Genomic DNA, 12700 nt, shown 5'->3' with positions numbered 1-12700 from the left:
AGCCAGACAACACGTCACTCTCCCTGCTGATGCCGTTCATAAAAATATCTTGCAACAAACACAGAAGATATAATCAGGCAGCAAAAACTCACCATCATTCTCTGTCCATCAGAAGTAAAGGCTCCATTCACCACAAATCCATCCTTACCGGACAGAATCGAGAAAAGTGGGGGAAAGAATCCAACAATGCCGCACAAGCCCAATAACAAAATCATTGCCCCATAAGAGCGCCGGACCCCGATATAGGCGTCCTTACAAATCAGCTCTACGGAACCAACCGTAACCGGCACCATGATCAGAAGCAAAGCCTGATAAAGCTCATCAGCCCATACCACGCCATTCATTCGCAAAAATGCATTTACCAAAATAAGAAGAACCATCACAATCAGGGTATGAAGATACACCGCTCCACGTATTTTCAACTGTCGTTCATCAAAATCCTTATTCAATATTCTCTTCATTTTTCCTCCAGTGGCGCATGAACTCCGCCATAAAAACGTCCTTACTCCTCCCAAAACAATTCATCCAACGTTTTGCCAAGAGTTTTACAGATGCGGATACAAAGATTGATCGTCGGATTATAGTCACCTTTTTCAATAGCGTTAATCGTTTGCCTAGTGACACCCACGGCCTCGGCCAGATCCTTCTGAGACAGATCAAGAGCGGCTCTCGCCGACTTAATACGCAGGTTTTTGGGCATGGCATCACATCCTTTCCCATAACTTTTCCAAAACATAACCGAAAGACCAAACAACACAAATCCTACTCCTTCGGCTTAAGCAAAAAATAATTCTGGTACTCAATTATAAATCGCAATACAACCTTTTAATTTACAATAAAGTAAATGTAAAAGTAAAAGTTTAAAAGTCAAATACTTCGATAATTATCTATACACAAAGAATTTGTCTTACATGCTAGTCTTACGTGCTTACATGTGAGTTGTGTACACAAAGATAGTAACATATAAATGATTAAAAGTCAAATATACTATACATAAAAACACCATAAAATACTAGAAAACCGAAGCCAAAACCAAAACAAAAACCAAAACAAAAACCGAAATCATAGCCAAACCTACATAAAAAATCACTCAAACCAAACCTGACCGACCATGAAACTCAGCCTGCAACAACAAAGGGAAGAGAGGAAAGCGGCAGCGGACGGACGGCGGGGGCACCGCTCATGGGGGATAATCGCTTGAGGCCGGGCCTTAGAACGGGTTACACAGATGGAGGGAGAACCTCGCAGGGCCTGGAACACTGTCCGAGCCGTTTTGTGGCGAGTTTGTACCAGGTCCTGCCAATAAGAGGTTCTCCCTCCATCGGAGTTATCCGTTCTTAGGCCCGGCCGATGCGATTATCCCCCATGAGCGGTGCCCCCGCCGTCCGTCCGCTGCCGCTTTCCTCTCTTCCCGGCCCCCCTTTGCAGTAAAGCCTCATTATATGATATACTAAAGCCAGAAAGTCAAAGGGGGAAAACACCATGCAGATCAGCCGGCTATTTGAAATGGTATATCTGCTTCTGGAAAGGAAGAATATGACAGCCTCAGAGCTGGCCCAGCGGTTCGAGGTCTCCACCAGGACGATATACCGGGATGTGGACACGCTGGCCCAGGCAGGCATCCCGATCTATACCAGCAAGGGAAAAAATGGCGGAATCCGCCTGATGGAAGACTTTGTCCTGAATAAATCGGTGTTGTCTGAAGAGGAACAAAAGCAGATCCTCACATCCCTTCAAAGCATGAACGCAATCAAGATCGACGGGGTACAGCCGGTCTTGTCAAGATTGGCGGCTTTGTTCGGAAAGGAGCGCACAGACTGGGTTCAGATCGATTTCTCCTGGTGGAATCCGGAAAATTCCGTCAGCGGCCGGTTTGAGCAGATAAAGCAGGCGATCTTTTCCGAACAGATCGTGGAGTTTGATTATTCCGGTATGAATGGGGAGTGCGACCGAAGGATCGTGGAACCGGTAAAGCTGGTATTTAAGGGAGCGGACTGGTATCTACTGGCCTTTTGCCGCCTGAGACAGGATTTCCGCTTTTTTAAACTTTCCCGTATGGAACACGTAGACGTCCAAACGGAAACTTTTATCCCAAAGACACCGCCGGATTTTGAGGATTCCGGGAAGAGGGAAGCTTATGGAAAGCGTGTTCAGGTTGAGGTAAGAATCGCTCCGGAGATGGCCTACCGGGTTTATGACGAATTCAGCAGTACGCAGCGGAAACGGTTGGAGGACGGAAGCTTCCTGGTTTCTTTTGAGATGGTTGAAAATGATTGGATGTATGGTTACTTTCTGGCATACGGACCGTATCTGGAGGTATTAAACCCCGCAGGTGTCCGCAGGGAGTTCTGCCGAAGGCTAAAAAAAATAATGCAGATTTATAATATATGACAGACTGATGTCATATTTACCTTGTTATACTGTCTGTATCAAAGAAAGAGAGGACAACAAACATGGAATATGATATCGTTACACTGGAAGAGAAAAAAGTGATCGGATTAGAGGGAAGGACTTCGAATCAGGACCCGCGGATGCAGGAAGTGATCGGAGGACTTTGGCAGCAGCTCTACGGACAGGGCTGTTACGGACAGATTCAGGATAAGAGCAATGACCGGGCGATCGGGCTGTATTCGGATTATGAAAACCAGGATGCGGGCTTGTATTCGATTACGGTCGGCTGTGAGGTAAAGGCCGTTCCGGATGTGATCGCAGAACCATTTGTACTAAAGGTCATCCCGGCCGGCCGGTACGCCAGATTCGAGATTTACGGGGACGAAGTGGAAGCGGTGGGGCAGCTCTGGGGCGAGATATGGAAGCTGCCGCTTAAGCGCACCTTTACCGGTGATTTTGAGGAATACTACCCGGTCGAAGAAGGCAGGGAGCCGAAAATCTGCGTGTATATCGCGGTCCGGTAACGGACTTCGGAGGCTGACCGAAAAGACAGGAGTGAGCGGATGGGTTTACCTTTACCGGACGAGATACCGGCCAAGTCCATTTTACAGAGGGCGGCCCCTAAGAACTATGGATGGTTTGGTATCGATTATAATATGAATCTCTACAAAGGCTGCTGCCACGGCTGTATCTACTGTGACAGCCGCAGCAGCTGTTACCGGATAGAAGACTTTGACCGGGTCAGAAGGAAGGCAAAGGCTCTGGAAATTCTTGAGACAGAGTTGAAAAGCAAGAGGAAGAAAGGGGTAATCGGGATCGGAGCCATGTCGGACACCTATAACCCCTTCGAGAAGGAGTGCTCTCTTACAAGGGGAGCGCTGAAACTGATCCGGGATTATGGATTCGGAGTGTCCCTGGATACCAAGAGCAGTCTGGCCGTCAGGGACCAGGACTTGTTTGAGCAGATCGGCTGGGAACAGCCGGTTATCGTGAAATTTACCATAACGGCGGCGGATGATGCGCTGGCGGCTGAAATCGAACCGGGCGTCTGCGTCAGCTCTAGGCGGTTCGAAGCGATGGAGCAGTTGAGCCGGGCGGGAATCTTTACGGGTGTCTTGATGACACCCTTATTGCCGTTTTTGACCGATACGCCGGAGAATGTCAAAAATATTGTGAGGCTGGCCGCCAAACATCGGGCCCGGTTTGTGTACGGCCTGTTCGGCGTTACCTTAAGGGAAAATCAAAGAGAGTATTACTTTGGGCAGCTGGACCGTCTGTACCCGGGGCTGAGCCGCAGATACAGGCAGGTATATGCGGACCAATACTTGTGTGAAAGCCAAAACAGCAAGGCCCTGGCGGGAATATTCAGACAGGAATGTGAAAAATACGGCTTGCTGTACCGCATGAAGGATATCGTGGAAGCATACGGGAAGACACCTTCGTACGAACAGTTGAAATTGATGTTTTGAGTTCTGCCATATTATGTTATAATGGACAAAAATAGGAAAAGGGACCGAAGGGAGAAGGTTCACGGATCTGAAGACAGAAGGGATAACGAAGATGGCCGAAAAAGAAAATCAAACAATCGGGAATTTTTCAAAATTATTAACGGTTTCCAATCAGGTAGAGGCGGGGATGGTGGAAGAGCTGCTGAAAAACGAACAGATTGCCTGTTACCGCAGAGATCGGGAATTGGGAAGCTTTTTAAGGGTCTCCATGGGCTATTCCGTATATGGGGAAGATATTTTTGTATCAAACGATCAGTTGGAGAACGCAAAAGAAGTGCTGAAGGATTCTTTCCTGGCTGCTCAGGATAAACAGGATGAGGAAGACTTGGACGGGGAAGATTCCGCTGTGATGGAAAGTTATGGGAGAAGGCGCCGTCTGGCCGCCAGAATTGTGATAATTGTATTGGCTGTGATTATGATGTTTGTCCTGCTGTTGAATCTGATTCATTGATGCGGGGAAGAGAAAAACACAGGGAAGGGAACAGACGGGAAAATGGCGACAATTTTTGATGTGGCGAAGGAAGCCGGGGTGTCAAAATCCACGGTTTCCAGGGTAATCAATAAGGATCCCAAGGTAAAAGAGCAGACGAGAACTGCAGTGGAGCGGGCGATCCGAAAGCTAAATTATTCGCCCAGCTATTTTGCAAAGGGAATCCGAACCGGACGGACGAAGACGATCGCCATGCTGGTTCCGGAATATACGAACGTTTTTTATGGGGAAATGTTCCGGGGCGTGGAGGATGTGGCGTTAAAATACGGATATGTGGTACTGGTGTGTAATACGGAGCGCCATACCACAACAGAATCCGAATATATAGAAGAACTGCTGAAACGGAATGTGGACGGAATCATTTACAATACGTATGACATGAACCCGAAGATGGTGGACTATTTGAAAAGTGTATCCGAAGAACGCCCGGTAGTATTCATGGACGAAACCGCCCGTGATATTCCGGGTATTTCCTATGTCTTCACGGATGGATTCGCCAGTACGAGAAACGCGGTACACTATCTGTATGAGTTGGGAAAGAAAAAGATCGGCTATGTGCGAAACGCGGTGAGCATCAGTGTTACGGAGGCCAGATACCAGGGGTATCTGCAGGGATTAAGAGACTGCGGCCTTCCATTCTATGAGGAATATGCGTTCCGCACCCAGACGGAGGCGGAACAGGATTACATAAAAGCAGGGGCGAAGGCGGCCCACTATTATGCCGGTTTGGAGGTGCGGCCGGACAGCATCATGACGGCTATCGACCTGCTGGGGATCGGCTGCCTGAAAGAATTCAAAAGGCTGGGGATTCAGGTGCCCCGGGATATCAATATCATCGGGTATGACAATATTTCCCTGAGTGAACTGATGGAGCCGTCCATGACCACGATCGCGCAGCCGACAAGGCTGCTGGGACAGCGGGCGGCTGAAATCCTGATCCGGAAGCTGGATCAGGATCCGGTCGATGACCGTGTCGTCTTTGAAGGGACGTTGATTGTAAGAGAGACGACGGATCAGCAAGGAGGAGGACAGTAAGATGCTAGCGGTTGTCTATAAAGGAAACGGACGAGTGGCTTTGGAAGAGCGGCCCATGCCGGTGATTCAAAATGATAAGGATGCGATTATCCGGGTTACCCTGACGACCATCTGCTCCAGTGACATCCATATTAAGCACGGAGCGGTTCCAAGGGCGGTAGAGAATACAATCCTCGGTCATGAGTTTGTCGGCGAGGTAATACAGACAGGGAACCTGGTCAGAAGGTTTAAAGCGGGAGACCGGGTGGCGGTAAATGTGGAAACCTTCTGCGGGGAGTGTTTCTACTGTAAACGCGGGTATGTGAACAACTGCACGGACCCGGACGGGGGCTGGGCGCTGGGCTGTCGGATCGACGGAGGCCAGGCGGAATATGTGCGTATCCCTCATGCGGATCAAGGGCTGACCCTGATACCGGAGGGCGTAAGTGACGAGCAGGCTTTATTTACCGGCGATATCCTCTCTACCGGTTACTGGGGCGCGGAGTTGGCAGAGATCAAACCGGCCGATACGGTGGCGGTGATCGGAGCCGGGCCTACAGGACTGTGTACGTTAATGTGTGCCGGATTATACGGCCCGTCCGCGGTCATATCTATCGATGTGGATGACAGCCGGCTTGAGCTGGTGCGGCGGGAAGGCCTGGCGGACGTAACCCTGAATCCCGGGGATACGGACGTAAGGCAGAGAATCCTGGAGCTGACTGGGGGAAGAGGGGCGGATGCCGTGCTGGAGGCGGCGGGTTCCCAGGAAAGCTTCCGGATGGCCTGGCAGATCGCACGTCCAAACGCAGTTGTCTGCGTGATCGCCATGTACGAGCAGGCCCAGACCTTACCGCTCCCGGACATGTACGGGAAAAATCTGGTCTTTAAAACAGGGGGAGTGGACGCTTCCCACTGTGAAGAAATCATGCGTCTGATCGCCTGCGGGAAACTGGATACCCGCTGCCTGATTACCCACCGCACCTCTCTTGACAACGCGATGGAAGCTTACCGGATATTTGAACAGAAAGAGGATTCTGTAATAAAATGGGCAATCAAGCCCTGAGTTATGCTATAATATACGGGACCAAAACAAAAAAGGAGTTTAAACAATGAAAAAGAAGATTCAAATCATGACCGCGGTTCTGCTGATCTTAACGATAATAACCGGCTGCGGGGCAAAAAAGCAGGAAGAACCGCTTCCGGATACGGTCCGGTGGATCAACGCGACCTACGCCGTATTGACGAAGGCGAATAACGGGAATCTAAACGCGATCGGCGGCATGAATAAAGTGGAGGGCAGTAAGAAACTGCTGCTGGCTTCCCTGGAGGAATGGTGGGATATCACGGACCGTGCATCCGCGGATGAGCAGCTGGACTGGCTGATCGGAGAAGGACACCGGGCCCAGTTCGCATCAGACATTGCTTATCTTCAGGAAAACGGCGTGATGGACCTGAGTGCGGAGGACCAGAAGGCGCTGATCGAAGAAAGCTTCGAGGAAGCGGATCAGGCTTATGTGTATTCCATTTTGGAGGCATACGATACATATGGGGAGCACGCAATCGACGCCTGGGATTATTGCCGGGCGAATCAACTGCTGGGACAGTTTTACATCGTAGATTTTTATACGAAAGAGGAGGCTCTGGATAAGTCCCTGGAAATATCCCAGATCCTTCAGGATACCTATGATTCCTGGGAGGACATGGCGCAAAGCTACCTGTACGGCTACCAATACTGGCAGGAAGACGATATGGACGAAGAAGGCTCCGCCAGCTACGAGAGGCGTGCCATATACGAAAAGCTATTGGAACAAAAAGATAACCCCTACCAGATTGACTGGAACCTAAAACTGGAAAAATCCTGGTAACCGGTATATATATCTAAAAATCAGAGCGTGCAAAAACAAAACAATCTCCGGGCAGCTTCGGGGATGGCCCTGCTTTTGCACGCTCCTTCTCATATAAAAAAAGTCGTACTGTCTCACTAATTTAAATTATTTCCCATTGGAACATTTGACCGTTAACAGCTTACGGATATCTTCCCAATGTTCTTTCTCTGTGACACGATAATGAATCCAGCCCCCGTCGCTGCAGGGATACCTATGATCGATCTGTTCCCGGGTATAATTCTGCACCGAACCATATACAGATGCAAATTGTTTATTTGACAAGCGCATCATCACGGTGAAAGCATCCTTCTCTGCAAATATATTACAGATCAGCTTCTGTTTTATTCTATGCGCGATTCCCCAACCATAACGATTCCCGTAGGGAAAAGTAACCTTCTGCACAGTTCCGTATGTTTCAGATAACCATTCATTCAGCAAAACAAACAATTCCGCATTTCCGGCGCAATATGCGGCCATCTCATCCACGCTTGGCTCTACTTGCTTATCCAGCATTCTTTCATACATACAATTAAGTCCCCTCCTAACTACAATCTCCCTTTATTCTAAGATCGAACTTTAAAATTGTCAAACAACATAAAAAGCGATACCCCAAAATTCTAATCAATAGATAAAACGAGACGACGTTTCCAGACGACATACTTATAAATAATAATTTCCTCAGTAACAAACCTCAATAGCAGTACAAATCCGACTGTAAAACCATACCGTTTGCACATAGCAAGCCGACATTTGATAAAGCAGGGAGTAGAACAAAACGGCGGCGGGAGGGGCGGCCTATTCGCGGGGCGATACGGCTTGAGGCCGGTCCTTAGAACGGGTTACGCAGAAGGCAGGAGAACCTCGCAGGGCCTGGAACACTGTCCGAGCCGCCTTTTGGCGAGTTTGTTCCAGGCCCTGCTAATAAGAGGTTCTCCTGCCTTCGTAGTTATCCGTTCTTAGGTCCGGCCGAAGCGGTATCGCCCCGCGAATAGGCCGCCCCTCCCGCCGCCGTTTTGTTCTACTCCCGGACCCTTCAAAAAATATTCTTCTATTGACAATAGTGTATGACACACAGTATAATGGATTTAACAATATTTTGCATTTGAAAGATTTGATACCAGGATGAAAATCTGATAGGAGAGAGCATATGAATGAACGCCAGGAAATTCTGAACGGATTTGCGGTCGAGATGCGCAGAGGCACCGTTGTTCTGAGCGTCCTGAGCAGGCTGCAGTCGCCGAAATACGGGTACTCCCTGATTCAGGAATTGAAACAGAACGAATTCGGCGTGGAAGCGAATACGCTGTATCCGCTGCTGCGCAGGCTGGAAAAACAGCAAATTTTAAAAAGCGAATGGGAGACCCAGGGGGCTAAGCCAAGAAAGTATTATGTGTTAACGGATTTTGGAAAAGAGATATTTGAGGAATTGAAGAATTACTGGAAAAACATGCAGAGCTATTTGAACGTGCTGGTGAGTGGGGAGGATTGCTAAATGGATATCAAAAAGTATACAGAGGACATGATAGAACGATATATTTACCAGGTGAACCGGTTTCTGCCCGGCAGAAATAAAAAGGATATTTTAAAGGAGCTGCGTACTTTGATCTGGGATATGATCGAGGAGCGGACAAAGGGCAGGACTTTGGAAAAGAAAGACGTCGAGATTGTGCTGATGGAACTGGGCACCCCTGCGGAACTGGCGGCCAAATACGGGGAAAAGAAGCGATACCTGATCGGGCCTGAGTTATATCCAAGATATATCTGGATTCTCAAGATTGTGCTGCTCATTGCGGTGATCGCCGGACCGGCAGCGGTATTGATCAGCCGGATGACCTCCGGTTTGGACGTCGGATTCGCAGGAACCGGACAATTGTGGTTTATGGCGGTATGGGAGATGCTGGAGGCAATCTTTGGAAGCGCGGTTACCGCCTTTGCCATGGTTACCCTGATCTTTGCCATTATGGAGCGGGCAGGCGTTCCGGGGAATATTTTCAGCTTTCAGGAGGGGATGGATTTTCTGCCGCCGGTGCCGGATAAAAATGCCAGAATTTCCAAGGGGGAGCCGATTGCCAGTCTGATCTTTTTGATGATACTTTTAGTAATTATGGTGTTTATACCGCAGTTTATAGGGGCAGTTGTGTACCGGGACGGCGTGATGACCAGGATCCCGATTTTTCAGCTCAGTGTCCTGAAGAGGGCTATGCCGCTGTTTTACATTTGGTTTGCCTGTTCGGCTGTAGCTGAGATCGTCAAGCTGGTCGAAGGCAGATATACCATGCGATTAACGGTGGTGGTTCTCATCGGAAATGGAATTTCCCTGCTGTTAAGTATCTTTATTTTCACACAGTTCAAGATCTGGAATCCCCAGTTTATTCCCCAGCTGCAGGAAGCTTTTCCGGAGATGAATCCGGACCTTGGGGTTATGATCTGGAATTTGATGACGAATTTCTTTTTGCTGATTGTGATCTTTGCAATTTTGCTGGAGTGTGGTACTGTATTGTACAAAGGCATCAAGTACAGAGATTATGACAGATAAGGAGCTATGAACGGAAATGGCAATGATAAAATCATCAGATGAATTGAGACAGATACTAAAACGGATCGATCATAAGAGCTATGGATTTTATAAGGATTTGGCGGGCGGCTATAATTTTGGCGAATATCAGCTTTTTATAGACCACGTACAGGGGGACCCCTTTGCCACTCCTTCCAGGGTTCGGTTTGTGGTGGAGCGTAAGTTCCATCAGTTCCCGTCCCGTCTGTATGATGAAAAATGCAAAAAAGTCGCGCTGGAGGACTATCTGCTGCGGCTGCTGAACCGCAACATCCGTGCCGCGGAACAAAGGGGAATGGGGTCCGGTAAGAGCGGGACTATCACTACCTGCCGCCCGGGACAGGAGATGTTAGAGCGCACGGCAGTGGCCATAGGGGATAAGCTGGAGGCGCGGATCGAAGTTGGATTTCCGGCCAGGGGACGGACGATTTTATCGGATGAAATGGAGAAAATACTGTTCGGGCTGCTGCCCCAGATAGCCGAAAGAACTTTTTATTATGCCCGTCTGCGACAGGAAGAGTTAGAGCGCAGGATGGAACTGGCGGTAGATCAGCAGGCCATTGCCAAAGAGCTGCAGCTAAAGAAGCTGGTGGCATTTGTGGCGGACGGCTCCATTCTGCCCCGGTTAAGCGGGGTTTCCGATCTTCCCATGAAGGACGGGATTCCATTTACCTCGCCGGAAAGCCTGCGGGTGGAGATGAATCTCCCATACCATGGCAGGATTCAGGGAATGGGGATTCCGCGGGGAATTACGGTGATTACCGGCGGAGGGTATCACGGGAAATCCACGCTGTTACGGGCGCTGGAGGCCGGCGTCTACCCGCATATTCCGGGGGACGGCCGGGAATATGTTGTCACGGATGCCACAGCGCTTAAGATACGGGCGGAGGATGGAAGATGTATTCATCACTGCAATATTTCTCCGTTCATCAGTCATCTGCCGGGAGGACAGAATACCGATGATTTTATAACGGAAAATGCCAGCGGAAGCACTTCCCAGGCAGCCAATGTCATAGAAGGTATCGAGGCGGGCGCCAAAACCTTGCTGATCGATGAAGATACGTCCGCCACCAATTTTATGATCCGGGATGCGCTGATGGCGAAATTGGTTACGGACGACAAGGAACCGATCACCCCGTTTATCCGGCGGATTCGGAGCCTGTATGAGGATGCGGGGATATCTACGGTGATCGTGATCGGCAGTTCCGGGGACTATCTGTCTGTGGCGGACACAGTTCTCCAGCTGGATCACTATCGGGTAAAGGACGTGACGGCCAGGGCAAGAGAGCTGTGCCGCATGGAAAACGCCCAGGTACGGCAGCAGGAGGAACCTTTCCCGCAGCTGCTATTTGAACGCCGCCTAAGAGCCGGCGGCAGCGGACAGCATGAGAGAGATGCCAGGGGGCGAAGAGACGATATAAAGATCAAGACAGGCGGCCGGGACTATGTGATGATCAATCACGAGACCATAGACCTGCGTTATCTGGAACAGCTCACCGACAATGGCCAGACCGCCGCTTTGGGTTATATGATGCGGATCGCGATACAGCAGCTTCTGGGCGGAAACCGTACGGTGCGGCAGGTTGTGGAGCATCTCTACAGCCTGATTGATAAAAATGGCATTCAATCCATTGTCCCGCCCAATTATCCCGCCGGTCACGCGGTCCTTCCCCGGCCCCAGGAATTCTACCAGTGCCTCAACCGGTACCGCCTGCTAAAATAAGCCCGGCTTGCCGGTTTGCCGGTTTTGGGACATGTCCATTCTGGTTTGGGACATGTCCAAATTGAAATGGACATGTCCCGGACCGAAATGGACATGTCCCAAACCAGAATGGACATGTCCCCATTTGAAGAAAGGATGAATTTCGCATATGAAAAAGATACGGAGAAGGAGAATCGGAAGCGTTTTGCTTATCATGCTCACGGCGGCTGCGCTCGCAGGCTGCTCCCAAAAAGAAACGGCCGCTGATGCACAGCCAACTCCAACAAATGCCACAGAAGAAGCGGCAGAGACACAACAGCCGCCGGAAACGCCTGAACCGTCTGCAGCACCGATCGAGTCAACCGAACCTACAGAGTCATCCGAACCTGCAACCAGCGGGGACGATGCCCAAGCGGATGATATACCGGATGCAGATGCGGACGCAGACGCCAACCTGCCGGAAGAAGCCGGCGGGCTGGAAGAGCCGGAAGACACGTCAGACGGCCATATCATAGCCATTGATGCAGGACATCAGGCTAAGGGGAATAGCGAGCAGGAACCGATCGGTCCCGGGGCGTCCCAGACGAAGCCCAAGGTAGCGTCCGGCACATCCGGTGCGGCCACGGGACTGAAAGAATATGAGCTGACCCTCCAGGTATCCAGAAAGCTCAGGGATGAACTGGAGAGCAGGGGATACCAGATCGTGATGATCCGGGATACCAACGACGTGAACCTGAGCAATAAGGAGCGGGCGGATCTGGCCAACGAATCGGGAGCGGAGATCTTTATCCGGATTCATGCCAACGGGTCGGAGGATTCGGGGGTCCACGGCGCTCTCACTATGTGTCCCACCAGCGATAATCCTTACGTCGGTTCTCTGTATGAGGACAGCCTGAGATTGTCCAAAAATGTGCTGGATCAGATGTGTGCGGCTACCGGAGCGAAAAACAGAGGGGTATCCAAGACAGATACCATGAGCGGGATCAACTGGTGCCAGATACCGGTCACCATCGTGGAAATGGGATTTATGACGAATCCGGAGGAGGACCGTAAGATGGCCCAGGAGGAGTATCAACAGGACATCGCAGCGGGTATCGCGGATGGAATTGACACTTATTTTGAACGCTAGGTATGAGATTAACACATAATAAGGAG

Annotated in this window: 14 protein-coding genes; 11 read left to right on the top strand and 3 right to left on the bottom strand. The window is 50.0% G+C overall.

Features of this window, described 5'->3' with window-relative positions; genetic code table 11:
• Positions 1-14 precede the first annotated feature (14 nt).
• On the bottom strand, positions 15-461 hold the full coding sequence (locus KTH89_RS05720) for a hypothetical protein (RefSeq protein ID WP_158342825.1): 447 nt from the start codon (positions 459-461) through the stop codon (positions 15-17).
• Positions 462-502: 41 nt separating this feature from the next.
• Positions 503-700: a helix-turn-helix transcriptional regulator gene (locus tag KTH89_RS05715; protein ID WP_238720999.1), complete on the bottom strand. Its 198-nt coding sequence runs from the start codon at positions 698-700 to the stop codon at positions 503-505.
• A gap of 782 nt (positions 701-1482) precedes the next feature.
• Between KTH89_RS05715 and KTH89_RS05710 the strand changes: the two genes are divergently transcribed.
• The 7 genes from KTH89_RS05710 (at position 1483) to KTH89_RS05680 (ending at position 7268) form a co-directional block, all read left to right on the top strand.
• Positions 1483-2391 carry a helix-turn-helix transcriptional regulator gene (locus KTH89_RS05710; protein ID WP_238720998.1) on the top strand — a complete coding sequence of 303 codons (909 nt, stop codon included), beginning with the start codon at positions 1483-1485 and terminating at the stop codon, positions 2389-2391.
• 62 nt (positions 2392-2453) lie between these two features.
• The gene (locus KTH89_RS05705) at positions 2454-2915 is read left to right on the top strand and encodes a GyrI-like domain-containing protein (protein WP_158342822.1); all 462 of its coding nucleotides are present in this window, start codon (positions 2454-2456) and stop codon (positions 2913-2915) included.
• 39 nt (positions 2916-2954) lie between these two features.
• The gene (locus KTH89_RS05700; protein ID WP_238720997.1) at positions 2955-3860 is read left to right on the top strand and encodes an SPL family radical SAM protein; all 906 of its coding nucleotides are present in this window, start codon (positions 2955-2957) and stop codon (positions 3858-3860) included.
• 91 nt (positions 3861-3951) lie between these two features.
• The gene (locus KTH89_RS05695) at positions 3952-4350 is read left to right on the top strand and encodes a putative signal transducing protein (protein ID WP_158342820.1); all 399 of its coding nucleotides are present in this window, start codon (positions 3952-3954) and stop codon (positions 4348-4350) included.
• 42 nt (positions 4351-4392) lie between these two features.
• Entirely contained in the window at positions 4393-5424 is a 1032-nt protein-coding gene (locus tag KTH89_RS05690; protein ID WP_158342819.1) for a LacI family DNA-binding transcriptional regulator, read from the top strand.
• A 1-nt stretch (position 5425) separates the two neighbouring features.
• Entirely contained in the window at positions 5426-6466 is a 1041-nt protein-coding gene (locus KTH89_RS05685) for an alcohol dehydrogenase (RefSeq protein WP_238720996.1), read from the top strand.
• A gap of 46 nt (positions 6467-6512) precedes the next feature.
• On the top strand, positions 6513-7268 hold the full coding sequence (locus KTH89_RS05680; protein WP_238720995.1) for a DUF1266 domain-containing protein: 756 nt from the start codon (positions 6513-6515) through the stop codon (positions 7266-7268).
• Positions 7269-7394: 126 nt separating this feature from the next.
• Here KTH89_RS05680 and KTH89_RS05675 read toward each other — a convergent pair whose 3' ends face one another.
• Positions 7395-7814, bottom strand: a complete 420-nt coding sequence (locus tag KTH89_RS05675) for a DUF3788 domain-containing protein (protein ID WP_238720994.1) — start codon at positions 7812-7814, stop codon at positions 7395-7397.
• Between the two features lie 622 nt (positions 7815-8436).
• Here KTH89_RS05675 and KTH89_RS05670 point away from each other — a divergent pair.
• The 4 genes from KTH89_RS05670 to KTH89_RS05655 all read left to right on the top strand — a co-directional run bounded on the left by KTH89_RS05670 (position 8437) and on the right by KTH89_RS05655 (position 12674).
• The gene (locus tag KTH89_RS05670) at positions 8437-8781 is read left to right on the top strand and encodes a PadR family transcriptional regulator (RefSeq protein WP_158342815.1); all 345 of its coding nucleotides are present in this window, start codon (positions 8437-8439) and stop codon (positions 8779-8781) included.
• Positions 8782-9825: a hypothetical protein gene (locus tag KTH89_RS05665; protein ID WP_238720993.1), complete on the top strand. Its 1044-nt coding sequence runs from the start codon at positions 8782-8784 to the stop codon at positions 9823-9825.
• Positions 9826-9841: 16 nt separating this feature from the next.
• On the top strand, positions 9842-11566 hold the full coding sequence (locus KTH89_RS05660; RefSeq protein WP_275061753.1) for an ABC-ATPase domain-containing protein: 1725 nt from the start codon (positions 9842-9844) through the stop codon (positions 11564-11566).
• A gap of 148 nt (positions 11567-11714) precedes the next feature.
• Positions 11715-12674 carry an N-acetylmuramoyl-L-alanine amidase gene (locus KTH89_RS05655; protein WP_238720992.1) on the top strand — a complete coding sequence of 320 codons (960 nt, stop codon included), beginning with the start codon at positions 11715-11717 and terminating at the stop codon, positions 12672-12674.
• The last annotated feature ends 26 nt before the right edge of the window (positions 12675-12700 follow it).

Source organism: Diplocloster agilis, from assembly GCF_019042275.1.
Classification (GTDB): domain Bacteria; phylum Bacillota; class Clostridia; order Lachnospirales; family Lachnospiraceae; genus Diplocloster; species Diplocloster agilis.
Note: the sequence above shows the minus strand (reverse complement) of the source record. Positions and strands in the feature narration are given on the sequence as shown.